Here is a 24,090-nt window from a genome sequence, read left to right on the forward strand (position 1 = left end):
CACCCTGCATCAAGAGAGGACGAGCATGACCACCACGAGCATGACCACCATTCGATCCTTCGTCGCCGGTCTCGGCGTCGCCGTGACCGTCGCGGGGGCGGCCCTGGCGACCGCCCCGACCGCGGGCGCCGCCACCACCGACGACTGCGGGATGTTCCCGCCGGGGCTGCACGCCACTACGGAGGTCGCCACCTACCGGGGCGGCGCCCTCGACCTGCCGTCGAACAACGAGGTCAACGGGCAGCGCGTCGGCACCTGGACGCCCAACGCCTCCGAGGCGCAGACCTGGGCGGTGTGGAGCTACTGCGACGGCACCAGTGCCATCAGCCACGGCGGCGACGGCAAGGTGCTCGACGTCGACCGTGCCACCGGCATCCCGCAGATCTGGGACACGCCCGGAGGCTGGGCGGGCCTCAACGACCCGTACGGCAGCGGGATCCCGGCCAACCAGAAGTGGCGGCTGACCGACGGCGGCAACGGCTGGCGGATGGCCAAGAACGTGGCCACCGGCCAGTGCCTGAAGTCCAACGGCGTCGGCTACCTCGACACCATGGCGTCGTGCGACCCGAACGACGCCGGCCAGTGGTGGAAGCTCGGCTGACACCCGGGCCCGGCTGACGCCCGGCCCGTGAAGGGGCCGCTCAGCCCTCCGCGTTCTCCTGGTTCAGGTAGCTGAGCAGCTCCCCGTGGAGCAGCCCGTTCGAGGCCGCCGCGTTCCCGCTGTGCGGGCCGTGGCGGCCGTCGAGCCCGGTGTACGTACCGCCCGCCTCCTGGACGACGACCGCCACCGCCGCCATGTCCCACAGCGACAGCTCCGGCTCCGCGCAGATGTCCACGGAACCCTCCGCGACCATCATGTACGGCCAGAAGTCGCCGTACGCCCGGGTCCGCCAGCACGCGCGCGTGAGGTCGAGGAAGCCGTCGAGGCGGCCCTGCTCCTCCCAGCCGCTCAGCGAGGAGTACGCGAAGGAGGCGTCCTCGAGGGAGGCGACCTTCGAGACGCCGATCCGGGTCGCCGAGGCGAGGCTGCGCCCGGTGTACGCGCCGAGGCCCTTCGCCGCCCACCAGCGCCGGCCGAGCGCCGGGGCCGACACCACGCCCACCACCGGCTGGAACCCGGTCTCCCCGGCCTCCATCAGCGAGATCAGGGTCGCCCAGACGGGAACCCCTCGCACGTAGTTCTTGGTGCCGTCGATCGGGTCGATCACCCAGCGGCGCGGGCCCGAGCCCTCCACGCCGTACTCCTCGCCGAGGATCGCGTCGCGCGGCCTGGCCCGCTTGAGCTGACCGCGGATCAGCTCTTCGGCGGCCTTGTCGGCCTCGCTCACCGGGGTCATGTCCGGCTTCGTCTCGACCTTGAGGTCGAGCGCCTGGAATCGGTCCATGGTGGCCGCGTCGGCGGCATCCGCGAGGACATGGGCGAGACGCAGATCATCGTGGTAATCGGCCATGAACGGCACTCTATCCCCGTGTGATCCCCGGACGGGGAACCGTCCACCGGGGGCCCTTGACAGTGCCTCGACGCCTGCCGACGCTGAGCACGGAAACGATTCGCTCGGTCCAGGAGGCCGCCGATGCCGACCGCCCGCGAGGCCCTGCTCGACGCCGCGCTCGCCGCGCTCGCGCACCGGCCCTGGCCCGCCGTGCGCATGGCCGACCTCGCCACGGCCGCCCGGGTCTCCCGGCAGACCCTCTACAACGAGTTCGGCAGCAAGGAGGGCCTCGCCCGCGCCCTGGCGCGCAGGGAGGCCGACACCTATCTCCAAGGGGTGCGGCGGCTGCTCGCCGCCCCGGCCCCGCCCGAACGGAACCTTGTCGTCGTCGCCGAGTGGATCGTGACCCGGGCCGCCGCCCGGCCCGTGCTGCGGGCCCTGCTCACCGGCGCCTGGGACGAGCGGCTGCCCGCGCCCCGGCCCGCCAGACCCGGCGCGCGCCCCGCGGCCGTGCCCGCCCAGCGGCGCGCCGACGAGGGTCCGCCCGCGCCGGGCGAGCTGGTGGCGGCGACCGCGGCCTGCGCGGGCGAGCGCTGGGCGGCCGGCTGTGAACTTGCCGTACGCCTCGCCCTCAGCCATGTCGTGGCGCCCGTGATTCCCTCCGCGGAGGGCCGGCGGGCGGACGGTCAGTGCGCGGAGCCGGACAGCTGGAGCCCGATCACCCCGATGATGACCAGGCTGATCGAGATGAGCTTGAGCGTGGAGACCACGTCACCGAGGAAGATCATTCCGTAGATCGCCGTCCCGGCCGCCCCGATCCCGGTCCACACCGCGTACGCGGGGCCCACGTCGAGCTTCCGCAGGGCGATCGTGAGGAGGCCGAAGCTGCCCAGGGCGAAGGCCGCGAACGCGACCGTCGGCCACAGCCGGGTGAACCCGTGCGAGAGCTTGAGGCAGACCGCGAACCCCGTCTCCAGGAAGCCCGCCACCACCACCAGCAGCCACGCCATCGTCAGTGCCTCCCACGCCGTCGGTGACTGCTTCGTCGCACTTGGTGCGATTATGCACTTACCGGTCGTGGTCGTCCCTAAACGCGGACGCGACGCGGAAGGATCAGTCGCCCTCGCGGCGCTCCCGCGTCGCCAGCAGCCGCCGCAGCGAGACCAGCCGCGCCGGATCGGCGTGCCCGTCCGCCACCCACGCGTCGAGCGCGCAGTCCGGCTCGTCGTGGCTGCACGCGCGCGGGCAGTTCTCCGTGCCCGGTACGAGATCGGGGAAGGCGAGGATCACCCGGGACGGGTCGACGTGGTGCAGACCGAAGGAGCGCACGCCCGGGGTGTCGATGACCCAGCCGCCCTCCTTGTCGTTCAGCGGCAGGGCGAGCGCGGAGGTGGTGGTGTGCCGGCCGCGGCCCGTGACCGCGTTGACGACACCCGTGGTCCGCCGTCGCTCCGGCGGGACCAGGGCGTTGACCAGCGTCGTCTTTCCGACACCGGAGTGCCCGACGAACGCGGTCGTCCGGCCCTTGAGGTGCTCGTGGACCCGCTCGGCGGCGACCCCGTCCACGAACTCGTCGCGGGTGGTCACCACGTACGGCACGCCCAGCGCGCCGTACATGTCCAGCAGGGTGTCCGGCGACGCCAGGTCCGACTTGGTGAGGACGAGCAGCGGGGTGAGGCCGCCGTCGTACGCGGCGACCAGACAGCGGTCGATCAGCCGGGGGCGCGGCTCGGGGTCGGCGAGCGCGGTGACGATCGCCAGCTGGTCGGCGTTGGCGACGACCACCCGCTCGTACGGGTCGTCGTCGTCGGCCGTGCGGCGCAGCACCGAGCTGCGCTCACTGATCCGCACGATCCGGGCGAGGGTGTCCTTCTCTCCGGACAGGTCGCCGACGAGCGAGACCCGGTCGCCGACCACGGCGGCCTTGCGGCCCAGTTCGCGCGCCTTCATCGCGGTCACCGCCCGGTCGTCGACCAGGACGGTCAGCCGCCCGCGGTCGACGGTGAGGACCATGCCCTCGACGGCGTCCTCGTGCTTGGGGCGGATGGTGGTCCGGGGACGGGTGCCCTTGCGGTTGGGCCGCTGGCGGATGTCGTCCTCGTCGGTGTGCTTGCCGTAACGCCGCATGACTCAGGCCCCGAGCATTTCGGTCCACATCCTAGGGAAGTCGGGCAAGGTCTTCGCCGTCGTGGCCACGTCCTCGATCTCCACGCCCTCGACCGCGAGGCCGATGATCGCGCCCGCCGTCGCCATGCGGTGGTCGTGGTACGTGTGGAAGACGCCGCCGTGCAGCGGGCGCGGGCGGATGTGGAGACCGTCCTCGGTCTCGGTCACGTCGCCGCCCAGCTCGTTGATCTCCTTGGTGAGCGCCGCGAGCCGGTCGGTCTCGTGGAGCCGCAGATGGGCGACCCCGCGCAGGGTGGACGGGGAGTCCGCGAGGGCCGCGACCGCCGCGATGCCGGGGGTCAGCTCGCCGACCTCGCCGAGGTCCACGTCGATGCCGTGGATCCGGCCCGTACCGGTGAAGGTCAGACCCTCCTCGGTCAGCTCGCAGGTGCCACCCATTTCGGTGAAGATCTCCCGCAGCGCGTCACCGGGCTGGGTGGTTCGCGCGGGCCAGGCCGGGACCGTCACCCGGCCGCCGGTGATCAGGGCGGCCGCCAGGAACGGCTGCGCGTTCGACAGGTCGGGCTCGACGACCAGGTCACGGCCGCGCAGCGCGGACGGGGCCACCCGCCACACGTCGGGGGCGCCGCCGTGCTCCGGCTCGTCGACCTGGGCGCCGACCGCGCGCAGCATGTCGACCGTCATCCGGATGTGCGGCAGCGACGGCAGTCGCGAGCCCACGTGCCGTACCTCCACGCCCTGGTTGAAGCGGGGCGCGGAGAGGAGCAGGGCGCTGACGAACTGGGAGGACGAGGAGGCGTCGATCTCGACCGTGCCGCCGTCCAGACCACCGGCGCCGTGCACGGTCATCGGCAGCGCGCCGCGGCTCTCGTCGTCGATGCGGGCGCCGAGGGCGCGCAGCGCGTCGATCACGCCGTGCAGCGGGCGCTCGTGGGAGCGGGGGTCGCCGTCGAAGCGCACCGGGCCGTCGGCGAGCGCCGCGACCGGGGGCAGGAAGCGCATGACCGTGCCGGCGTTGCCGACGTCGACGGTCGCGGGGCCGCGCAGCGGGGAGGGGATGATCCGCCAGGCCTCGCCGGAGCCGTCCGGGCCCACGCCCTCCTCGATCTTCACGCCGAGGGTACGGAGCGCCTCGGCCATCAGGAGGGTGTCGCGGGAGCGCAGCGGGCGGCGCAGCCAGCCCGGCTCGGACGCCAGCGCGGCGAGGACCAGGGCGCGGTTGGTGACCGACTTCGATCCGGGCACGGTGACGGTCGCGTCGACGGCGCCGCGGGCATACGGGGCGGGCCAGAGGTCGGTGGGCGGGTCGGTGTGCGCGGAGGTGGCTGCGGTCATGGACTCACTGTACGGGGGAGTCAGAATCCCAGGAGCCAGCGCCCGCCGCCGATCAGGGACGAGATCGCGACCGCGTGGAAGAAGAACAGCCACACCCCGGCGGGCACGTGGGTGAGCCGCGAGAGCTGGTCCGCGTCCGAGTCGGGGGCGCCGCCGTGACGCCGTTTCGCCTGCAGCTCGAAGGCCGGGCGGACGCCGCCGAGCAGCAGGAACCAGACCACGGCGTACGCGAAGGTCGACTGGACCTCGGGGCCGGTCAGCAAGGAGACGAGGAGGAAGGCCGCACCCGTCAGGAGGACGGTGAGGATCCCGTACGCGTTGCGGACCATCACCAGCATCGCGAGCAGCAGGGCGGTCGCGGCCCAGAGGAGCAGGGTGGTCCGGTGGGTGCCGAGCAGAGCGGCGCCGCCGAGGCCGAGCAGGGGGGCGGCGGGGTATCCGGCGGCCAGGGTGAGGACCACGCCGACGCCGGTCGGCCGGCCCCGGCTCACGGTCAGTCCGCTGGTGTCCGAGTGCAGCCGGATCGCTTCGAGGCGGCGGCCGGTGGCGAGGGCCACCAGTCCGTGGCCGCCCTCGTGGGCGATGGTGATCGCGTTGCGGGCCGGCAGCCAGAGGGTGCGGAACACGGTCAGGCTCAGGGCGCACGCGGCGGTGAGGTAGACGATCCACTCTTCCGGAGCCGGCTGGGTGCCGAGGATCTCGGTCATTTCGCGGACGGCTCCTCGGTCGTGTTCGGGATCGTGGCAGTGTGGCACGTATGTGCGGACGGTATGCAGCGAGTCGGCGGCCCGAGGACCTCGTCGGCCTTTTCGGAGTGGAGAAGTGGGAGCCGGAGGAGACTCTGGCCCCCGACTGGAACGTGGCCCCCACCAAAGAGGTCTGGGCCGTTCTGGAGCGTCCTCTGAAAGACGCGGAATCCCGGCGCCCGGTTCGTCAGCTGCGCGCACTGAAATGGGGCCTCGTGCCGTCCTGGTCGAAGACCCCGGAGGGCGCCGCGCGGATGATCAACGCGCGGGCCGAGACCCTGGACGAGAAGCCCTCCTTCAAGCGGGCGTTCTCCGCCCGCCGGTGCATCCTCCCCGCCGACGGCTACTACGAGTGGGTGACCGGGGCGGGCGAGCGGGACCTGGAGGTCGAGGGGAGGAAGAAGCGGCCCCGCAAGCAGCCGTACTTCGTGACCCCCGCGGACGGCTCCGTCTTCGCGATGGCCGGGCTCTACGAGTTCTGGCGCGACCGGACCCTGCCCGACGGCGACCCCCTGGCGTGGTGGGTGACCTGCTCGGTGATCACCACCGAGGCGGAGACCGGGCCGCTGGGCGTGGCCCCCGAGGAGGGCCCGCACTCGCTCGCCGACATCCACCCCCGGATGCCGCTGATGCTCACCGAGGACCGCTGGGACGCCTGGCTCGACCCGGCGCGCACGCACCCGGAGGAGCTGCGCGGGCTGCTCGCCGCTCCGCCGGAGGGCCTCATGCGGGCCTACCCGGTGGCGACCGCGGTCAGCAACGTCCGGAACAACGGCCCCGAACTTCTGACGGAACTGGAGGGCCCGGAGGTCGGCACGCTGTTCTGAGACCCCGTCCCGCGCGCCGCCGGGCGGCAGGATGGAGGTGTGAGCGACGTGACAGAGTACGAGACCGTTTCGACCGACGCCGGAGAGGCCCGCGTCGCCTGGCACGAGGGGCCCGCGGGGACGAAGCCGTGGGCCGTCCTCGCCCTGGGCCACGGGGCCGGGGGCGGCATCGAGGCCCGCGACCTCCGGGCCCTGGCCGGTGCGCTGCCCGCCCGGGGCGTGACCGTCGCCCTCGTCGAGCAGCCCTGGCGGGTCGCGGGCAAGAAGGTCGCACCCGCCCCGAAGACCCTGGACACCGGCTGGCGCGGCCTCTGGCCCGTCCTCGCGAAACCGGGGCTTCCGGTGATCGCGGGCGGCCGCAGCGCCGGCGCCCGGGTCGCCTGCCGCACCGGGCAGGAGCTGGGCGCCCTCGCCGTCCTCGCGCTGAGCTTCCCCCTGCACCCGCCGGGCCGGCCGGAGAAGTCCCGCGCCGACGAACTCCTCGGCGCCGGCCTGCCGACGCTCGTCGTCCAGGGCGGCAACGACCCCTTCGGCCGCCCCGGGGAGTTCCCGGAAGGCTCGTACGGACTGGTCGAGATCCCGTACGGGGACCACGGCTTCGCCCTGCCGAAGCGCGCGCCGCTCGGCCAGGAAGCGGCCATGGAGCTGCTCGTGGAGGGCGTCGCCGAGTGGATCTCCGCTCTGCGCTGACGCCCGGGAATGTTGCGCCGGGGGCCATGGTTGTTCCGTGCGTCGGTGTGAGAGCAAGGAAGAGGGAGTCCGTCGCATGGGTTCGACCATCTGCCCGGAGCGCGCGCAGGCCGCTGACCTCGACTGGACAGTGCTGCCCGCGCCCAAGGCCGCCCCTATTCGGGCGGCGGGTGGAGCGGTTCCTCGTCTATCCTCCGAAACGAGTGGGTCCGCCCTCGGGCTCGCCGCGGCGCTGGAGGAGGTGGGTCCGGTCACTGGGACCGACACAGGGACCGACGACGGCCCCGAGGAGACGACCGAGGAGCGCAACGCGCGCTTCGAGCGGGACGCACTCGGCTACCTCGACCAGATGTACTCGGCCGCGCTGCGCATGACGCGCAACCCCGCGGACGCGGAGGACCTGGTGCAGGAGACCTACGCCAAGGCGTACGGATCCTTCCACCAGTTCCGCGAGGGTACGAACCTCAAGGCGTGGCTGTACCGCATCCTCACGAACACCTTCATCAACTCGTACCGCAAGAAGCAGCGTGAGCCCCAGCGCAGCGCCGCCGAGGAGATCGAGGACTGGCAGCTCGCCCGCGCCGAGTCGCACATGTCGACCGGTCTGCGCTCCGCCGAGTCGCAGGCGCTCGACCACCTCCCGGACTCCGACGTGAAGGAAGCGCTCCAGGCGATTCCCGAGGAGTTCCGCATCGCCGTCTATCTCGCGGATGTCGAGGGCTTTGCGTACAAGGAGATCGCGGACATCATGGGGACACCCATCGGTACGGTGATGTCCCGGCTGCACCGGGGTCGCCGCCAGCTGCGCGGCATGCTCGAGGACTACGCTCGCGACCGCGGGCTGGTACCCGCGGGCGCCGGAGAGTCGTCGAACGATCTGAAAGGCTCGGGCTCATGAGCTGCGGAGAGCCGCACGAGACGGATTGCTCGGAAGTCCTGGATCATCTGTACGAGTTCCTCGACCACGAGATGCCCGACAGTGACTGCACCAAGTTCGAGGTGCACTTCGAGGAGTGCTCCCCGTGCCTGGAGAAGTACGGCCTGGAGCAGGCGGTGAAGAAGCTCGTCAAGCGCTGCTGCGGCAGTGACGACGTCCCCACCGACCTGCGGTCCAAGGTCATGGGCCGGATCGACCTGATCCGCTCCGGGCACCTGGTGCCCGACCAGGAGATCACGCCGATCGTCCCGACGACACCGGCGCCCCAGGAGTAACTCCCCCTTCCACAGAGGGAGGATGAGGCCGTCGCGGCACGAACGCGACGGCCTCTTTCGTATATCAGCTTGTATCACCCGATGGTGCTAATCGGCGCCACCCCGCCGTCCCGGGCCGCCCAACTCGCTAGCGTGACCGGCGTGATGGGCGTGAAGGTCATTCCGCGTGCGGCCCGCGTGTACATCGGCTGCGCCCTGCTCGGCGCCGGGGCGTCCGCCCTGCCCGCGCTGCGCCCCGGCGCGGCCACCCCCTGGGGCACGGTCGCGCTCCTCGCCACCCTGTACGCGCTCTGCGAGCTGCCCGCCCGCTGCCGCGTCATCGGCCGGGCGGTCGGCGGCTCCGTCCCCATGGGCACCGGCTCCTTCTTCCCCGTCCTCCTCGCCGCCGCCCTCCTCCTGCCGCCGGCCGCCGCCGCGCTCACCGCCCTGCCCGGCAGCCTCCTCGCCCGCGTGGACGAACCCCCGGCCGCCCCCCGCCGCGCCTGGCGGGCCGCCGCCACCGCCCTCGCCGTCTGGGCGGCCGCCCGGACAGCCGGGGCCCTCGGCTGCGCCGAGGCCCTCGGACACGGGCCCGAAGCCCCCGACTTCCCCTACGCGCTGCTGCCCGCGGGCGCCGCCGCGCTCACCTTCTGCCTGGTCCTGACCGCCCTCGACGGCGGCATCAGGGCGACCGCCGACGGACTGCCGCTCCGGGCCGCCTGGCGCGGGCTCCTCGGCCGGGCGCTCGCCCCGCACGCCGTGCACGGGCTCGCCGGACTGATGATGGCCGTCCTCTGGCGCAGCACGTACGGGCCGGTCTCGGCGCTCTTCGTGCTCCTCCCCATGTACATCTCCTGCTGGGTCTTCGCCCAGTACCACCGCGAGCGGGCCGCCCACCAGGCCACCATCCGCGCCCTCGTCCAGGCCGTCGACATCAAGGACCGCTACACCCGCGGCCACAGCGAGCGCGTCGGCCACGCCTCCGTCCTGATCGCCCGCGAGCTGGGCATGGCCGAGGAACGCCTCGACGTCGTACGGTTCGCCGGCATCCTGCACGACGTCGGCAAGCTGGGCGTGCCCACCCGGGTGCTCCGCAAGGACGGCCCGCTCACCCCCGAGGAGCGCCGGACCATCGAACTGCACCCGGAGTACGGACACGAGATGGTCCGGGGCATCGGCTTCCTCGGCGAGGCCCGGGCCGCGATCCTCCACCACCACGAACGGATGGACGGCAGCGGCTACCCGTACGGGCTGCACGGCGACGAGATCCCCGAGTTCGCCCGGGTGGTGGCCGTCGCCGACGCCTTCGACGCCATGACCTCCACCCGCTGCTACAGCCGCGCCCGCCCGGTGCCGACCGCCGTCGCCGAACTGGAGCGGTGCGCGGGCAGCCACTTCGACCCCCGGATGGTCGCCGCCCTCGTCCGGGCGCTGGACCGGCACGGCTGGCAGCCCGCCGTCACCGCCGACGAGACCGTGTCGGCGGGCCCGGCCGGCGGGGACGTGCCCCCGCCGCGCGAGGCCGGCGCGGCACGGCGACCGGAGGCACCCGGGACCAGGCCCAGGGAGCGCGCATGAGGCCCGGCCCGCGCATGGGGCCCGGAGCCGTCACCCTCGGCGCCGTGTACGGGGCCGCGCTGCTGCTGAGCCTCGCCGGCTTCGGCTCCACCCTCTGGTACGGCGTCGACGAACCCGGCAACGCCCTCGCCTTCGGCACCCTCGTCGTCCTCGGCGAGTTCGCCCGCTGGGGCGCCGCCCCCGGCGAGAGGGAGCCCGCGCCGCTCGCCGCCGCCGGGGCCCTCGCGTACGCCCTGCTCGGGGCGAGCGCCGGGACCGCCACCACGCACGGCGCCCTCCAGATCGTCGCCGTCGTCGTCGCGGCGGGCCTCGCCGGGATCGTCCCCCACCTCGCCCGGGGCCGGGGGCCCGGCCCCGACCATCTGGCCCGCCGCGTCCTCACCGTCGGCTTCGCCGCGCTCTGCTTCCAGCCCCTCTACAACTCCGGGGCCGTCGTCGAGCACCTCGGCCAGGGCCCCCCGTACGCCCTCTTCCTCCTGCTGCTGCTCGTCCTGACCGCCCTCTGCGACGCGGTCCTCGCCGCCCTCGTGCTCCGCGCCCGTACGGGATTCCCGTACGGCCCCCTCCTCCGCGACGAACTGCGCGCCCTCCTCGGCATCGGCTCCGCCGTCTGCGCCACCGGCACCGTCATGGCGCTCGGCGTCGCCGCCGCCGGGCTCTGGGCGCTGCCCGTGCTCGCCGTGCCGCTCCTCCTCACCCAGGTCTCCTTCCGGCGGTACGCCGCCGTGCGCACGGTCAACCGGCAGACCATCGCCTCCCTCGCCCGCGCCACCGAGATCGCCGGCTGCACCCCACCAGGGCACTCCCGCCGGGTCGCCGCCCTCAGCGCGGCCGTCGGACGGGAGCTGGGCCTCTCCGGGGCCGAGCTGGCCGTCCTGGAGCACGCGGCGCTCATGCACGACATCGGACAGCTTTCCCTCGTCGACCCCGTCGCGGGCGGCGCCACCGCCCTCCTTCCCGCAGAGGAGCAGCGCCGGATCGCCCTCCTCGGCGGCGAGGTGGTCCGCAGGACCGGTGTCCCCGAGGCCGTCGCCGTCGTCGTGGAGCGCCAGGCCGACCCGTACCGGGAGCAGCCGCCGGCCGCCCGGATCGTCCGGGTCGTGAACGCCTACGACGACCTCGCGGGCGGCGAGAGCGCGAGCGCCGCCCTCGACGCCCTGGAACGGCTCCGGCTCGGCACCGCCCGCGACTATCACCCGGATGTCGTCGAATGCCTGGCCAGGGTCCTGGCGCGGGGCGGAGCGGCTGGGGTGACCTCCGTCGTCACTGGGTAACCCATGGGTAATGAGCGCGCGTCCGACCGGGCATGGTTGGATGCGAACAAGAGGGTGAAGCGACCGGCAGGCGGGAATCGTGAAGATCTTCGGGAAGGTACGGCATCGGCCCTCCGCCTCATGGCGGCAGGCCACCGACCGCGCGTTCACGCTGATCGGCGACGGCCGGTACGAGGACGCGGGCGCGCTCCTGACGCGCGCGGCGGATCTTGAGCCATGGCTCTCGGAGTCCTGGTTCAACCTGGCGTTGCTGCACAAGTTCCGGCACGACTGGGAGCAGGCGCGGGCCGCCGGGCTCCGCGCGGTCGCGCTGCTGGACAAGGAGAGCGGCGCCCCCGACTGGTGGAACGTGGGGATCGCCGCCACCGCGCTCCAGGACTGGCCGCTGGCCCGCCGGGCCTGGCAGGCCTACGGACTGAAGGTCCCCGGCGCCGCCGCCGGCACCGGTGAGCCCGCCGGCATGGACCTGGGCAGCGCCGCCGTCCGGCTGTCGCCCGAGGGCGAGGCCGAGGTCGTGTGGGGCCGCCGGCTCGACCCCGCCCGCATCGAGGTCCTCTCCATCCCGCTGCCGTCCTCCGGACGCCGCTGGGGCGAGGTCGTCCTCCACGACGGCGTGCCGAACGGCGAGCGCACCACCACCGCCGGCCCCTCCTACCCGGTCTTCGACGAGATCGAGCTGTGGGCCCCCTCACCCGTCCCCACCTGGGTGGTCCTCCTGGAGGCGGCCACCGAGGCCGACCGGGACGCCCTGGAGCAGCTCGCCGCGGAGGCGGGTTTCGCCGCCGAGGACTGGTCGTCCTCCGTGCGGCTGCTCTGCCGTGCCTGCTCCGAGTCGACGATGCCGAGCGCCGAGGGCGAGGGCGAGCACTCCGACCCGCACGACCACAGCGAGCCGGGCCACCCCGGGCCGCTCGGGCACCGCTCGCAGGGCGAGCTGTGGGTCCCGGAGCGGGAGTGCGGCATCGCGGCCCCGGCGGGCCTGGTGCGCGGGCTCCTCGACGGCTGGGTGGCCGACAGTCCCGACAGTCGTGAGTGGCGGGATCTCGAAGAGGTCTGCTGAGCGGGGCCGACCAGATCCGGCCTTGTGCGGCCCGCTCCGGAAGCGACGCCCACGCGGGGGCCCGTAGGCTGTCCTTCGACGGAATCGGGTTTTCAGGAAGGCGCGGCCGGACATGGCGCAGCAGGAGACGGACGAGCAGACGATCAACGACGGGTTCGTCGTGGACACGGAGGACTGCGAGGAGCGCGAGCTCGCCCACCGTGAGCGCGGCACGGCCCGCCCGATCACGGTGGTCGGCAATCCGGTGCTCCACAAGGAGTGCAAGGACGTCACCGAGTTCGACGACTCGCTGGCGGCGCTCATCGACGACATGTTCGCCAGCCAGAAGGCCGCCGAGGGCGTGGGCCTGGCCGCGAACCAGATCGGTGTGGACCTCAAGGTCTTCGTCTACGACTGCCCCGACGACGAGGGTGCCCGGCACACCGGTGTCGTGATCAACCCGGTCCTCCAGGAGCTCCCGGCCGAGCTGCGCGTCCTGGACGAGTCCAACGAGGGCTGCCTGTCCGTGCCGACCGCCTACGCCGAGCTGGCCCGCCCCGACTACGCGGAGGTCCACGGCCAGGACGCCCAGGGCAACCCGATCAAGGTGCGCGGCACCGGCTACTTCGCCCGCTGCCTCCAGCACGAGACGGACCACCTGTACGGCTACCTGTACATCGACCGCCTCTCCAAGCGGGACCGCAAGGACGCCCTGCGCCAGATGGAAGAGGGCACCCCGCGCTACGAGACGGTGCCGAACGCCTGATCCCGGCAGTCGTACGAGAAGGGCCCCGCACTCACCCGAGTGCGGGGCCCTTCTCGCGTACGGACGGACTAGAAGTCCTCGTCCAGGTCCACCGAGCCCTCGACGGCCACCTGGTAGGCGGACGGGCGGCGCTCGAAGAAGTTCGTGAGCTCCTGGACGCCCTGGAGCTCCATGAACGAGAACGGGTTCTCGGAGCCGTACACCGGGGCGAAGCCGAGGCGCTGGAGGCGCTGGTCGGCGACGCACTGGAGGTACTCGCGCATCGACTCGGTGTTCATGCCCGGCAGGCCGTCGCCGCACAGGTCGCGGCCGAACTGCAGCTCCGCCTCGACGGCCTCCTTCAGCATGTCCGTGACCTGCTGCTGGAGCGCGTCGTCGAAGAGCTCCGGCTCCTCCTTGCGGACGGTGTCCACGACCTCGAAGGCGAAGTTCATGTGCATCGTCTCGTCGCGGAACACCCAGTTGGTGCCGGTCGCGAGACCGTGCAGCAGACCGCGGGACCGGAACCAGTACACGTACGCGAAGGCGCCGTAGAAGAACAGGCCCTCGATGCACGCGGCGAAGCAGATCAGGTTCAGCAGGAAGCGGCGACGGTCGGCCTGGGTCTCCAGGCGGTCGATCTTCTCCACCGAGTCCATCCAGCGGAAGCAGAACTGCGCCTTCTCGCGGATGGAGGGGATCTCCTCGACCGCGTCGAACGCGGCGGAGCGGTCGTCCGGGTCGGGCAGGTAGGTGTCGAGCAGCGTCAGATAGAACTGGACGTGCACGGCCTCCTCGAACAGCTGGCGCGACAGGTACAGCCGCGCCTCCGGGGAGTTGATGTGCTTGTAGAGCGTCAGCACCAGGTTGTTCGACACGATCGAGTCGCCGGTCGCGAAGAACGCGACGAGCCGGCCGATCATGTGCTGCTCACCGGGGGTGAGCTTGGCGAGGTCGGCGACGTCCGAGTGGAGGTCGACCTCCTCCACGGTCCAGGTGTTCTTGATCGCGTCGCGGTAGCGCTCGTAGAAGTCCGGGTAGCGCATCGGACGGAGGGTCAGCTCGAAGCCCGGGTCGAGGAGGTTCTTCTTCTCGTTGGTGCTCATTACTGGCAGGCCTCGCAGGACTCGGGGTTTTCCAGGGAGCAGGCGAGCGCGTCGGCGTCGGGGGCCGCCTGCTGGACGGGGATGGTGGCGGCGGCGGGCGCCGCGGCCTGGGCGGCGCGGGCGATCCGGGTCGCCGGACGGGAGCGCAGGTAGTACGTCGTCTTCAGGCCCTGCTTCCAGGCGTACGCGTACATCGACGACAGCTTGCCGATCGTCGGCGTCTCCAGGAACAGGTTCAGCGACTGCGACTGGTCCAGGAACGGCGTACGGGCGGCGGCCATGTCGATCAGACCGCGCTGCGGGATCTCCCACGCCGTGCGGTAGAGCTCGCGCACCTCGGCCGGGACCCAGGTGAAGCCGGCCACCGAGCCGTTGGCGTCGCGCAGCGCCTCACGGGTCTGCGCGTCCCACACGCCGAGCCTCTTCAGCTCGTCGACCAGGTACGAGTTGACCTGGAGGAACTCGCCGGACAGCGTCTCGCGCTTGAAGAGGTTCGAGACCTGCGGCTCGATGCACTCGTACACACCGGCGATCGAGGCGATCGTCGCGGTCGGCGCGATGGCGAGGAGCAGCGAGTTGCGCATGCCGACGGCGGCGATCCGCTCGCGCAGCGCGGCCCAGCGCTCCGGCCAGTTGAGCTCCACGTCGTAGTGGTCCGGGTGCAGCACACCGCGGGCCGCGCGGGTCTTGTCCCAGGCGGGGACCGGACCGCTGCGCTCGGCGAGGTCGGCGGAGGCCTCGTACGCGGCGAGCATGATGCGCTCGGCGATACGGGTGGACAGCGCGCGCGCCTCGGCGGAGTCGAACGGCATCTTCAGCTGGAAGAAGACGTCCTGGAGGCCCATCGCGCCCAGGCCGACCGGCCGCCAGCGGGCGTTGGAGCGGCCCGCCTGCTCGGTCGGGTAGAAGTTGATGTCGACGACCCGGTCGAGGAAGGTGACGGCCGTGCGGACGGTGGCGTCGAGGCGCTCCCAGTCGATGTCGCCGTCGACGACGAAGGCGCCGAGGTTGACCGAGCCCAGGTTGCAGACCGCGGTCTCGCCGTCGTCGGTGACCTCCAGGATCTCCGTGCAGAGGTTGGAGGAGTGGACGGTGTGGCCGGGCTCGGCGGTCTGGTTGGCCGTCCGGTTAGAGGCGTCCTTGAAGGTCATCCAGCCGTTGCCGGTCTGGGCCAGGGTCCGCATCATCCGGCCGTACAGGTCGCGGGCCGGCATCGTCTTGCGGGCCAGGCCCGCCGCCTCGGCCTTGTGGTAGGCGGCGTCGAACTCCTCGCCCCACAGGTCGACCAGCTCGGGCACGTCCGCCGGGGAGAACAGCGACCAGTCGGCGTCGGCGTTGACCCGGCGCATGAACTCGTCCGGGATCCAGTGCGCCAGGTTCAGGTTGTGCGTACGGCGCTGGTCCTCGCCCGTGTTGTCGCGGAGCTCCAGGAACTCCTCGATGTCCGCGTGCCAGGTCTCCAGGTAGACGGCGGCGGCACCCTTGCGGCGGCCGCCCTGGTTCACGGCGGCGACGGAGGCGTCGAGGGTCTTCAGGAACGGCACGATGCCGTTGGAGTGCCCGTTGGTGCCGCGGATCAGCGAACCGCGGGCGCGGATGCGGGAGTACGAGAGGCCGATGCCGCCGGCGTGCTTCGAGAGGCGCGCCACCTGGTGGTAGCGGTCGTAGATGGAGTCCAGCTCGTCCTGGGGGGAGTCCAGGAGGTAGCAGGAGGACATCTGCGGGTGGCGGGTGCCGGAGTTGAACAGCGTGGGGGAGGACGGCAGGTAGTCCAGCCGGCTCATCAGGCGGTAGAGCGCCGCGACCTCGTCGAGCGCGCGGACGCTGTCGTCCTCCGCGAGACCGCAGGCCACCCGGAGCATGAAGTGCTGCGGGGTCTCGATCACCTTGCGGGTGATCGGGTGGCGCAGCAGGTAGCGCGAGTAGAGGGTGCGCAGACCGAAGTAGCCGAAGCGGTCGTCCGCGGCCGCGTCGATCGTCGCGTCGAGCCGGTCCGCGTGCAGCGCGACGAACTCGGCGGTGCGGTCGGCGATCAGGCCCTCGCGGTGACCGACGGCGACGGAGGCGGAGAAGGAGAACGAGCCCTGCCCGGCCGCCTCGTCGGCGATCGTGATCGTCAGGAGCCGGGCGGCGAGCCGGGAGTACGCCGGGTCGTCGGCGATGAGACCCGCGGCCGCCTCGGTGGCCAGCTCGCGCAGCTCCGCCTCGTCCGCGACGGCGCTGCGGCCGCGGAGCGCGGCGGCGGCGACCTTGCCGGGGTCGGTGTCGGGGAGATCGGCGGTGAGGTCGGTCAGGGTCCGCAGCAGCACGGTCCCGGGGCCGTCGCTCTCGACCGCGGAAGCCTCGGCGGAAGCCGGATCGGCGGGCGCGATGGTCACGTGGGGGCTCTCCCTCGCTCGGCGCGGGGCCGCGGCGGGGGAAGGCGGGCAGACGGGCATCCGTAACGCCGGACGCGACGCTTCCACCGGCCCACTCCGCGAGGCCCGGACGTCATTGGCACCCGGAACGGACGGACCGGGCGCGCTGGCGGCAGGTCCTCGGACTCACCTCGTACGAATTCGTCGTATCCGTACGAAGCACACCGTTGCGGGACAGTTCCGGATTCGCGCCGGATTCCCCTGCGTCGACAGCGAGGATGAGCATACATGTGGGGGGCGTCGCTCGCCGAACCCCCCACATGTTGTGTCGCCCCCCGGTTCAGAACTCCAAGGCGTAGGTGCGCAGGCGGTGGTCGGGGATCGGCTCCCAGTCCCTGTCCGGGGTCCGGACGAAGCCCAGACGCTCGTAGATCCGGTGCGCGGAGACCATCGAGGCGTCCGTGGACAGCACGATGCGGCGGCACCCGGGGAGCGCCCGTGCCCGCTCGATACAGGCCCGTACGAGGGCCTCTCCGACGCCCCGGCCGCGGGCCGCCCGGGAGACCACGAGCATCCGGAACTCGGCCTCGCCCTCCACCGCGATGTCCGCCCAGGGAGTGGCGCCGGTGGCGAAGGTCACCCCGCCGAGGAGCCGCCCGTCGCCGTCCTCGGCGACGAGCACCTCGCTCTCGCGCGCCCGCCGTGCCGTGTCCCGCAGCACGTGCAGATACGAGTCCTCCGCGCCGTACTTCAGCAGTCCGTCGGTCAGAAAGGTCCCCGCGGTGAGCTCACCGAGCGCTTCGTACTCCTCGGGCCGTACCGCCCTGATCGTGAAGTCCATGGGGGAAGTGTGCCTCCGGCCGGCCACCCGCCCCTAGGGGGTGTCTTGTCGATCAGGCCGGGCCCGCGGTGTCCGGCACGCACCCAGTGCGTCTCAGCCGCCGACCCCCACCGAGTTGTCGGGGGCGCCGTCGCCGACCGGCGGCAGGTCGCCCCGCTCGACGGGCTGCCCGGTGGCGGTCTGCTGCGGCAGGACGGCGTCGAGCTCGGCCGCGTCGGCGTGGTGGGCGCGCTCGGCGGCGCCCTTGAGCGCCTTCCGGTCCATCGTGAGCGGGGCGGCCACCTCCACGCGCAGCCCGTTCTCGTTGCGCACGTACGCGTGTCGTTCGGCGGACCGCAGGTACCACCGGGCGCCGTCCCGGACACAGCTGTCCTGCTCGGCGGTGCCCGCGGCGCAGTCCTTCGCCGAGAACGGGCGACGCTCGGCGGAGACGGTGAGCCGGACGCCTTCCTTCGTCACGTACGCGACCTGGAAGCCGTCGGCGCCGACGACCCCCGCCGCCATCGGGGCGAGTTCGAAGCCCTCGGCCTCGGTGACGTACACGTGGTCGGTGTCGGTCTGCGCCCAGCGGGCGCGGGCGTCCAGCTCGGCCGGGCCGGGCGTCGGGCGTTCGCCCGCCGTCTCGGTGCCGCAGCCGGTGACGGCGAGCGCGAGGGGGAGCAGGGCGAGCAGGGTGAGGCGTGGTCCGATCCGCATGCCCCGCATCCTCGCGCAGGGACGGCGAAGGCCGCCATGCCTCCGGGGGAAGCAGGGCGGCCTTCGTCAGGTCGGGCGGTGGATCAGTGGGTCTCGGCGCCGACCTTCGGGAGCTTCGTGTCGACCCCGCGGTCGCCCGCGTCGGCCGTGTAGTCCTCCGGGGAGGTCTGGTCGACGCCCTCGGGAGCCTTGACGGCCTTGAGGACGAAGGTCAGGACGACGGTGACGACGACGTTGAGGACGAAGGCGGTGAGACCGATGTAGCCGATCTCGCCGATGCCCGGGATCTCCGCGGAGGAGCCGCCGAAGTGCTTCTGGGTCGGGCTCGCCACCCCGTAGGCGGCGACCGTGCCGTAGATCATGCCGACGGCCCAGCCGGCGAGCAGCGCCCAGCGGTGGAACCAGCGGGTGAACAGACCGCCGACGAGGGCCGGGAAGGTCTGCAGGATCCAGATGCCGCCGAGCAGCTGGAAGTTGATCGCGACCGTCTTGTCCATGGTGAGGACGAAGGCGAGCGCGCCGACCTTCACCAGGAGCGAGACCAGCTTGGAGACCTTGGTCTCCTGGGCCGGGGTGGCGTTCGGCTTGATGAAGTCCTTGTAGATGTTGCGGGTGAAGAGGTTGGCCGCGGCGATCGACATGATCGCGGCCGGGACGAGCGCGCCGATGCCGATCGCGGCGAACGCGACGCCCGCGAACCAGTCCGGGAACATCGTCTCGAAGAGCTGCGGGATGGCGAGCTGGCCGTTCTTCACCTGGATCCCGGCGGCGATCGCCATGAAGCCGAGCAGCGCGAGCAGACCCAGCATCAGCGAGTACAGCGGCAGGATCGTGGTGTTGCGGCGGATGACCTCACGGCTCCGGGACGACAGGGTCGCCGTGATGGAGTGCGGGTACATGAAGAGCGCGAGCGCCGAGCCGAGCGCGAGCGTGGCGTAGCCCCACTGGCCCATCTCGCCCGGCACCAGCGCGCCGCGCGGCTTGCCGGTCGCCGGGTTGGTCTGCGCGTACGCCTCGCCCGCCTTGGCGAAGATCTCGTCGAAGCCGCCCAGCTTGATCGGGATGTAGATGATCGCCACCGCGATGACGATGTAGATCAGGGTGTCCTTGACGAAGGCGATGAGCGCGGGGGCGCGCAGACCCGAGGAGTACGTGTACGCCGCGAGGACACCGAAGGCGATGAGCAGCGGCAGGTCCTTGATGAACCAGTGGGTGTTCTCGCCGCCGCCGACGCCCATCACGTCCAGGACGGCCTGGATGCCGACGAGCTGGAGCGCGATGTACGGCATGGTGGCGAGGATGCCGGTGACCGCCACCGCGAGGGAGAGGCCCTTGGAGTCCCAGCGGCCGCGCACGAAGTCCGAGGTGGTGACGTACCCGTGCTTGTGCGAGACCGACCAGAGGCGCGGCAGGAAGGTGAAGATCAGCGGGTAGACCAGGATCGTGTACGGGACGGCGAAGAAGCCCGCCGCGCCCGCCGCGTAGATGGCCGCCGGGACGGCGACGAAGGTGTACGCGGTGTAGAGGTCGCCGCCGAGCAGGAACCAGGTCACCCACGTGCCGAACGAGCGGCCGCCCAGGCCCCATTCGTCGAGGCTGTTCTCGTTCTCCGCCCTGCGCCAGCGCGAGGCGAGGAATCCCATGACCGTGACGGCCAGGAAGAAGAAGATGAAGACGGCGAGTGCCACGCCGTTGACGCCGTCCTTCATCGCGCGTCACCTCCCTTGCGGGCACGCTGGTCCAGCTGCCACAGCTTGTACGCGATCATGGTGAGTGCGGTGGAGATCAGCACCCAGAGCATCTGGTACCAGTAGAAGAACGGGATGCCCGCGAAGAGCGGTTCGGCCTTCGCGTACGAGCTCACCCAGAGCATCGCCACGAACGGCGCGAACAGACAGAGCGCGATCACGACCCTCAGGGGTGTGATGGTGGGTTGTTTCCCTTGTGTCGCTTCTGACATGGCGATTCCGGTCCCCTCACTGATCACCTCGGTAATGGTGGGGAAATCTAGGGGACGGTTCCGCTCCATGGAACCCCCGTCCGCATAACGGATGGGACTACGTCAGTTACCTTCGTGGGAGCGGTCCCCCGGCTCCGCCCCCGACGCGTCCCCGGCACGGACCTCAGAGCCAGCCCTCCTTGGCGGCTCGCACCCCCGCCTCGAACCGGCTGCGCGCACCCAGCCGGTTCATCAGCTCCGAGCTCATCCGGCGCACGGTCCGCAGCGAGATCCCGAGCCGACGGGCCGCGATGTCGTCCGTGCAGCCGATGCCGAGCAGCATGAGCAACTCCCGCTCCTGCGGCGACAGGTCGTGCGCGTCGCGGCGCGGGGACTCGCCGAACGGGGTGCCCGCGTCCCAGAGGCGGTCGAAGAGCACCACGAGCGCGTGCACCAGGCCGGGGCTGCGCACTTCGAGGGCGCCCGCGCGGCCGTCCTCCGGGTCGACCGGGACGAGCGCCGCCTCACGGTCGACGATCACCATGAGCATCGGCACCACGGGCACGGTCCGTGCCTCGCCGCCGAGTTCGCAGTACCAGCGCACGTACTCCACCGTCGGCGGGTCGTTGCGGAAGCTCTCCTGGTAGATCGACCGGATCCTCACCCCGCGTTCCAGGGCGACTTGGTCGAGCGGCTGGCTCGCGTCCATCGTGTCGGGGAGCTGTGCCCCGCCCGGGAGCAGCGAGAGGCACTCGGTGCGGGCGTTCGCGGCCAGGTCCTCCAGGCGCTCGCGGACGTTGTCGAGGCCGGTGATGCGGTCCACGAGGTCGTGCCGGACGCCCGGTTCGGGGTGGTCCGCGTACGAGGCGAGGATGCCCGCCACGGCCCGGCCGGCCTGCTCGACCTGGCGCTTGCGCTTGCTCAGCTCCGCCTCGGCGCGGGAGAGCAGGAAGGAGAAGCCGACGTCCGGGTTGAAGGGCTCGGCCTCGCCCGAGGAGTCGTCCATCAGGACGAGCTTGAGGTCCGCGAGACAGGCGAGCGCCTCGCGGACCTCGGCCTCGGGGCGGCCCAGGTGGGCCGCCATCTCCGTCACGTCGTACTCGGGTCGCTCCAGGAGCAAACGGTAGACGGCCTCCGTCGACTCCTTTATGCCGAGCGCCTCCAACATCCGGTATCTCCCCCTCGTCACGTTCCGTCGCGCGATCGCTCGCATTCGTGATCGCGGTCGTCGATGGTATGGGGGAGACGCCCTCTAGGTCTAGACCAATCGGGGTGAACTCCGGGGTACGGGAAGAGCGCTGAGCGCCGGTCGGGCGCGGTACCGGCCGGCCGGCGCGTCGAGGACCGCCGCCATCGCGAACCCCGAGACCAGCAGCGCCAGTTCGACCTGCGGGCCGATCCCGACCGCGAGCACCGCGAGCGCGCCGACGCGGGCCGCCACGGGTCCAGCCCCTGAGGGGCCGCCCGCCGCCGAGGCCACTGAGCGGTCGAGTGACACGCAGAAGGCGAAGGCGCACACGACGAGGGGGACCCAGCCGGTGACGGCTCCGGTGTCGGGCGGGCCCCACTGCCACAGGACGGTGAGCGCGCCCGCCGACGCGGCGGCGGCGAGAAGCGCGCCGATTACGGCACGAAAGGCGGCGCCCGCCGCGGTGAGGGCGGCGAGAACTCCGAAAGCGGCCAGGGCGGCTGCCGGGACCGCGTAGAGGAGGAGCCCGTAGACGCCTTCCACGAGGTCGCGGTCCACCACGCCGGAGCCGCCGACGAGGGTGGGGGCACGCGTACCCCCCGGGGCGTTCGCCTCTCCCGGGGCGTTGGTTTCTCCCGCCAGGGCCGACCGCAGCGCCGTCACCGTCGCCGCGCCCGCCGCCGTCATCGGTTCCTCCGCCGGTACGACCACGACCACGGCCGAACCCGCACGGCGCCAATCGGCCGCCGGCGGGGCCGCCGCGAGCAGCACCCCCGGGACCCGGGCCGCCCGCGCGGCCACCGCTTCCGCGTCCGCGCCCTCGGGGACCAGGACCTCCAGCGGGTTCAGGACCCCCGACGGCACCCCGGCAGCCGTGAGCCGGTCGAGACCGTCGCGGGCGGGGCCGCTCGACACCAGGGCGTGCGCCTCCGGATTGCCCACCCGCAGCTGCGTGGCCGCGCCGGCGAGGAGGACGAGGAGGGCCAGGCCGACCGCCGCGAAGGGCCTCCGGGCCGGTCGGGCGACGGGGGCGCGTCCGATGCGCGGCCGGGGGGCCATCGAGCGGAGCACCGGCGCCAGGGTCAGCGCCGCCGCCGTGCCCACCACCCACACCGCGAGCCCCGCGATGCCCACCGAGCGCAGGAACGCCGCCGGGAAGAACGCCAGGGCCACACAGGCCGCCGCCCCCGCCGCACCGGCCGCCACCGCCGGCCGGGCGCCGGTCTCCGGCGGCTGCGCCCAACGGTGCACCGCGAGGACGAGCGCCGTGACCGGCACCAGGTACACCACGATGAAGCTGATCTCGGTGAACCCGGCCACCGCCTCCACCAGGACCAGCGCCCCCACCGCCGTCACCCCGGCGAGCAACAGCGGCGCCAGGGCCCCGAGCGGCGAGCGGAACGCCAGGACGAGGAGCACCAGCAGCCCGATCGCGCAGGCCGCCTTCACCGCGAGGGCCACCGTGCCCGGTCCCGCCACCGCGCTGTCGTGCTGGAGCGGCAGCACGCCCGTCACCTCGACCCGGGCCTCCGGCAGCGCCGACCGGAGCCCCGTGCGCAGGGTGCCCGCCGCCTCCTCGACGGCCGTGAGCCCCGCCAGATCCGGCTCTCCGGCGCCCGGGTAGACCAGCGCGTACACGGTCCGGCCGTCCGCCCCGAGGAAGCCCTCGTCGCCCGTGCCCGTGTACGAGACCGTCCGGGCGCCCGGGCCCGCCGCCCGCTCCACGACGGACGCGAACCGCCCGGCCGTCTCCGGGGCCCGTACGTCCGTGGCCGCCGGCCAGGTCGCGACCGCGACCAGCGGGGCGACGGCCGCCCCGTTCCCGTACCGCTCCTGGATCGCCTGGTTCGCCCGGTGACCGGGCCCGCCGGACGCGGTGAACGACTGGTCGAGCCGACCGAGGCCCAGCACCGCCACCACGCCACCGAGCAGCAGCACGAGCAGCCAGGCCACCCCGACGGCCACCCGATGACGCAGCGCGAACTCCCGGCTCCGAACCGTCTGTTCAGTCGACATCGTCGAGCCGCTTCCTCAGCTCCGCGTCCAGACGCAGATCCACCGCGCCGAGCGTCTCGTCCAGCTGCTCCGGCGAACTCGCCCCGATCACCGGCAGTACGGGCAGCTCGCCGCCCAACGCCCAGGCCAGGACCACCTGGTTGGCGGTCACCCCGAGCTCGGCCGCGACCTCCGCGAGCACCTTGAGTCGTCGCTCCGAACCCTCGTGCCGGTACTGCTCCGGCACCTCCTTGCCCGGATCGGTGTACGCCCCCGTCAGCTGGGTCGTGTACGCCGTGAACGTCAGCTCCGGACGTGTCCCCAGATAGTCGAGCAACTCCTCCGAGGCATGCGGGTTCACCCCGAACTCCGCGCCGGGGCGCGGCCGCAGATAGGTGTACCGCTGCTGCACGGCCGCGTAGTCCGGCACCCCGGCGGCGACCGCCGCGCCGCGGGACTCCTCGATCCGCCAGGCCGCGAAGTTGGAGCAGCCGGCCCGGCCGATCTTCCCCGTGTCCTCCAGCTCGCCGAAGGCGCCCATGGTCTCCGCGACCGGCGTCCTCCGGTCGTCGATGTGCGCGTAGTAGAGATCGATCCGGTCCGTGCCCAGGTTCCGCAGGCTCTCCTCGACCTGGCGCCGCAGCACGGGGGCCGAGAGCCCCTCCGCGCACTCCGGCCAGGCCGAACCGGGCGGGTCCGGCAGCGCGCCGACCTTGGTGGCGAGCACCATCTCGTCCCGGACGCCCCGACTGCGCAGCCAGCGGCCGATGAGCAGCTCGCTCTCGGCGCCCGTCGCCCCCGGCTCCCAGAAGGCGTACGTGTTGGCGGTGTCGATGAAGGTGCCGCCGGCCTCGTGGAAACGGTCGAGGACGGCGAAGGCGGCGGCCTCGTCGATCCGGGTGCCGAACGGCAGGGTGCCGAGGCACAGCGTGCTCACGCGGGGGCCCTCGGGGCCGCCCAGGTTGGTGTACTCCATCGGTTC

24 protein-coding genes and 1 riboswitch are annotated in these 24,090 nt (G+C 72.6%); of the genes, 10 read left to right on the forward strand and 14 right to left on the reverse strand.

Going from position 1 to position 24,090, the window contains the following annotated elements:
• The first annotated feature begins 40 nt into the window (after positions 1–40).
• Entirely contained in the window at positions 41–601 is a 561-nt protein-coding gene (locus tag OG514_RS19430) for an RICIN domain-containing protein (protein WP_266896428.1), read from the forward strand.
• Positions 602–641: 40 nt separating this feature from the next.
• On the opposite strand, the gene hisN is transcribed toward OG514_RS19430, so the two are convergent.
• Entirely contained in the window at positions 642–1,451 is an 810-nt protein-coding gene (hisN, locus tag OG514_RS19435) for a histidinol-phosphatase (RefSeq protein WP_266896430.1), read from the reverse strand.
• Between the two features lie 123 nt (positions 1,452–1,574).
• Between hisN and OG514_RS19440 the strand changes: the two genes are divergently transcribed.
• Positions 1,575–2,228, forward strand: coding sequence for a TetR/AcrR family transcriptional regulator (locus OG514_RS19440; RefSeq protein WP_266896432.1), 654 nt, complete (start codon positions 1,575–1,577; stop codon positions 2,226–2,228).
• On the opposite strand, the gene OG514_RS19445 is transcribed toward OG514_RS19440, so the two are convergent.
• The 4 genes from OG514_RS19445 to OG514_RS19460 form a co-directional block, all read right to left on the reverse strand.
• On the reverse strand, positions 2,120–2,443 hold the full coding sequence (locus OG514_RS19445) for a multidrug efflux SMR transporter (RefSeq protein ID WP_266896434.1): 324 nt from the start codon (positions 2,441–2,443) through the stop codon (positions 2,120–2,122). The genes OG514_RS19440 and OG514_RS19445 overlap by 109 nt on opposite strands.
• Positions 2,444–2,546: 103 nt before the next feature.
• On the reverse strand, positions 2,547–3,560 hold the full coding sequence (gene rsgA / locus OG514_RS19450) for a ribosome small subunit-dependent GTPase A (protein ID WP_266896436.1): 1,014 nt from the start codon (positions 3,558–3,560) through the stop codon (positions 2,547–2,549).
• A gap of 3 nt (positions 3,561–3,563) precedes the next feature.
• Positions 3,564–4,895 (reverse strand): 3-phosphoshikimate 1-carboxyvinyltransferase, encoded by a 1,332-nt coding sequence (gene aroA, locus OG514_RS19455; protein WP_266896438.1) that lies wholly within the window; start codon positions 4,893–4,895, stop codon positions 3,564–3,566.
• Between the two features lie 20 nt (positions 4,896–4,915).
• A complete protein-coding gene (locus OG514_RS19460) occupies positions 4,916–5,602 on the reverse strand; it encodes a M50 family metallopeptidase (protein WP_266896440.1) in 687 nt (228 codons plus the stop codon).
• Positions 5,603–5,652: 50 nt separating this feature from the next.
• Between OG514_RS19460 and OG514_RS19465 the strand changes: the two genes are divergently transcribed.
• From OG514_RS19465 to def, 8 genes are all read left to right on the forward strand, one after another.
• A complete protein-coding gene (locus OG514_RS19465) occupies positions 5,653–6,468 on the forward strand; it encodes an SOS response-associated peptidase (protein ID WP_266896442.1) in 816 nt (271 codons plus the stop codon).
• A 39-nt stretch (positions 6,469–6,507) separates the two neighbouring features.
• The gene (locus OG514_RS19470; protein ID WP_266896444.1) at positions 6,508–7,158 is read left to right on the forward strand and encodes an alpha/beta family hydrolase; all 651 of its coding nucleotides are present in this window, start codon (positions 6,508–6,510) and stop codon (positions 7,156–7,158) included.
• Between the two features lie 241 nt (positions 7,159–7,399).
• Positions 7,400–8,056 carry a sigma-70 family RNA polymerase sigma factor gene (locus OG514_RS19475; RefSeq protein WP_030207302.1) on the forward strand — a complete coding sequence of 219 codons (657 nt, stop codon included), beginning with the start codon at positions 7,400–7,402 and terminating at the stop codon, positions 8,054–8,056.
• Positions 8,053–8,370, forward strand: a complete 318-nt coding sequence (rsrA, locus tag OG514_RS19480) for a mycothiol system anti-sigma-R factor (protein ID WP_266896446.1) — start codon at positions 8,053–8,055, stop codon at positions 8,368–8,370. Before OG514_RS19475 ends, rsrA begins: the two co-directional genes overlap by 4 nt.
• Positions 8,371–8,520: 150 nt before the next feature.
• Positions 8,521–9,927: an HD-GYP domain-containing protein gene (locus tag OG514_RS19485; RefSeq protein ID WP_266900894.1), complete on the forward strand. Its 1,407-nt coding sequence runs from the start codon at positions 8,521–8,523 to the stop codon at positions 9,925–9,927.
• Positions 9,924–11,201, forward strand: a complete 1,278-nt coding sequence (locus OG514_RS19490; protein ID WP_266896448.1) for an HD-GYP domain-containing protein — start codon at positions 9,924–9,926, stop codon at positions 11,199–11,201. The genes OG514_RS19485 and OG514_RS19490 overlap by 4 nt, the downstream gene beginning before the upstream one ends.
• A gap of 79 nt (positions 11,202–11,280) precedes the next feature.
• Positions 11,281–12,261 (forward strand): hypothetical protein, encoded by a 981-nt coding sequence (locus OG514_RS19495; protein WP_266896450.1) that lies wholly within the window; start codon positions 11,281–11,283, stop codon positions 12,259–12,261.
• 112 nt (positions 12,262–12,373) lie between these two features.
• Complete coding sequence (gene def / locus OG514_RS19500; RefSeq protein ID WP_266896452.1) at positions 12,374–13,006, forward strand: peptide deformylase; 633 nt, start codon at positions 12,374–12,376, stop codon at positions 13,004–13,006.
• A gap of 68 nt (positions 13,007–13,074) precedes the next feature.
• On the opposite strand, the gene OG514_RS19505 is transcribed toward def, so the two are convergent.
• The 9 genes from OG514_RS19505 to OG514_RS19545 form a co-directional block, all read right to left on the reverse strand.
• A complete protein-coding gene (locus OG514_RS19505) occupies positions 13,075–14,091 on the reverse strand; it encodes a ribonucleotide-diphosphate reductase subunit beta (protein WP_266896454.1) in 1,017 nt (338 codons plus the stop codon).
• Positions 14,091–16,469: a ribonucleoside-diphosphate reductase subunit alpha gene (locus OG514_RS19510; RefSeq protein WP_266896456.1), complete on the reverse strand. Its 2,379-nt coding sequence runs from the start codon at positions 16,467–16,469 to the stop codon at positions 14,091–14,093. The genes OG514_RS19505 and OG514_RS19510 overlap by 1 nt, the downstream gene beginning before the upstream one ends.
• A 154-nt stretch (positions 16,470–16,623) precedes the next feature.
• Positions 16,624–16,709, reverse strand: a riboswitch (cobalamin riboswitch).
• A 79-nt stretch (positions 16,710–16,788) separates the two neighbouring features.
• Positions 16,789–17,289, reverse strand: coding sequence for a GNAT family N-acetyltransferase (locus tag OG514_RS19515; RefSeq protein WP_266896458.1), 501 nt, complete (start codon positions 17,287–17,289; stop codon positions 16,789–16,791).
• Positions 17,290–17,382: 93 nt separating this feature from the next.
• Positions 17,383–17,985 carry a hypothetical protein gene (locus OG514_RS19520; RefSeq protein WP_266896460.1) on the reverse strand — a complete coding sequence of 201 codons (603 nt, stop codon included), beginning with the start codon at positions 17,983–17,985 and terminating at the stop codon, positions 17,383–17,385.
• 83 nt (positions 17,986–18,068) lie between these two features.
• On the reverse strand, positions 18,069–19,694 hold the full coding sequence (mctP, locus tag OG514_RS19525; RefSeq protein ID WP_266896462.1) for a monocarboxylate uptake permease MctP: 1,626 nt from the start codon (positions 19,692–19,694) through the stop codon (positions 18,069–18,071).
• A complete protein-coding gene (locus OG514_RS19530) occupies positions 19,691–19,945 on the reverse strand; it encodes a DUF3311 domain-containing protein (RefSeq protein WP_056643933.1) in 255 nt (84 codons plus the stop codon). Before OG514_RS19530 ends, mctP begins: the two co-directional genes overlap by 4 nt.
• A gap of 163 nt (positions 19,946–20,108) precedes the next feature.
• On the reverse strand, positions 20,109–21,092 hold the full coding sequence (locus OG514_RS19535) for a LuxR C-terminal-related transcriptional regulator (RefSeq protein ID WP_266896470.1): 984 nt from the start codon (positions 21,090–21,092) through the stop codon (positions 20,109–20,111).
• Positions 21,093–21,182: 90 nt separating this feature from the next.
• Positions 21,183–23,129 carry an MMPL family transporter gene (locus OG514_RS19540; protein WP_266896472.1) on the reverse strand — a complete coding sequence of 649 codons (1,947 nt, stop codon included), beginning with the start codon at positions 23,127–23,129 and terminating at the stop codon, positions 21,183–21,185.
• Entirely contained in the window at positions 23,119–24,084 is a 966-nt protein-coding gene (locus OG514_RS19545; RefSeq protein ID WP_266896474.1) for an aldo/keto reductase, read from the reverse strand. The genes OG514_RS19540 and OG514_RS19545 overlap by 11 nt, the downstream gene beginning before the upstream one ends.
• Between the last annotated feature and the right edge of the window lie 6 nt (positions 24,085–24,090).

It is taken from the genome of Streptomyces sp. NBC_00572, assembly GCF_026341815.1.
GTDB lineage: Bacteria > Actinomycetota > Actinomycetes > Streptomycetales > Streptomycetaceae > Streptomyces.

Bases quoted from the DNA above. Each gene is read 5' to 3' on its own strand.
- OG514_RS19430 (WP_266896428.1), top strand. From the start codon at position 41: ATGACCACCATTCGATCCTTCGTCGCCGGTCTCGGCGTCGCCGTGACC.
- hisN (WP_266896430.1), bottom strand. From the start codon at position 1,451: ATGGCCGATTACCACGATGATCTGCGTCTCGCCCATGTCCTCGCGGAT.
- OG514_RS19440 (WP_266896432.1), top strand. From the start codon at position 1,575: ATGCCGACCGCCCGCGAGGCCCTGCTCGACGCCGCGCTCGCCGCGCTC.
- OG514_RS19445 (WP_266896434.1), bottom strand. From the start codon at position 2,443: ATGGCGTGGCTGCTGGTGGTGGTGGCGGGCTTCCTGGAGACGGGGTTC.
- rsgA (WP_266896436.1), bottom strand. From the start codon at position 3,560: ATGCGGCGTTACGGCAAGCACACCGACGAGGACGACATCCGCCAGCGG.
- aroA (WP_266896438.1), bottom strand. From the start codon at position 4,895: ATGACCGCAGCCACCTCCGCGCACACCGACCCGCCCACCGACCTCTGG.
- OG514_RS19460 (WP_266896440.1), bottom strand. From the start codon at position 5,602: ATGACCGAGATCCTCGGCACCCAGCCGGCTCCGGAAGAGTGGATCGTC.
- OG514_RS19465 (WP_266896442.1), top strand. From the start codon at position 5,653: ATGTGCGGACGGTATGCAGCGAGTCGGCGGCCCGAGGACCTCGTCGGC.
- rsrA (WP_266896446.1), top strand. From the start codon at position 8,053: ATGAGCTGCGGAGAGCCGCACGAGACGGATTGCTCGGAAGTCCTGGAT.
- OG514_RS19490 (WP_266896448.1), top strand. From the start codon at position 9,924: ATGAGGCCCGGCCCGCGCATGGGGCCCGGAGCCGTCACCCTCGGCGCC.
- def (WP_266896452.1), top strand. From the start codon at position 12,374: ATGGCGCAGCAGGAGACGGACGAGCAGACGATCAACGACGGGTTCGTC.
- OG514_RS19505 (WP_266896454.1), bottom strand. From the start codon at position 14,091: ATGAGCACCAACGAGAAGAAGAACCTCCTCGACCCGGGCTTCGAGCTG.
- OG514_RS19515 (WP_266896458.1), bottom strand. From the start codon at position 17,289: ATGGACTTCACGATCAGGGCGGTACGGCCCGAGGAGTACGAAGCGCTC.
- OG514_RS19520 (WP_266896460.1), bottom strand. From the start codon at position 17,985: ATGCGGATCGGACCACGCCTCACCCTGCTCGCCCTGCTCCCCCTCGCG.
- mctP (WP_266896462.1), bottom strand. From the start codon at position 19,694: ATGAAGGACGGCGTCAACGGCGTGGCACTCGCCGTCTTCATCTTCTTC.
- OG514_RS19530 (WP_056643933.1), bottom strand. From the start codon at position 19,945: ATGTCAGAAGCGACACAAGGGAAACAACCCACCATCACACCCCTGAGG.
- OG514_RS19535 (WP_266896470.1), bottom strand. From the start codon at position 21,092: ATGTTGGAGGCGCTCGGCATAAAGGAGTCGACGGAGGCCGTCTACCGT.
- OG514_RS19540 (WP_266896472.1), bottom strand. From the start codon at position 23,129: ATGTCGACTGAACAGACGGTTCGGAGCCGGGAGTTCGCGCTGCGTCAT.
- OG514_RS19545 (WP_266896474.1), bottom strand. From the start codon at position 24,084: ATGGAGTACACCAACCTGGGCGGCCCCGAGGGCCCCCGCGTGAGCACG.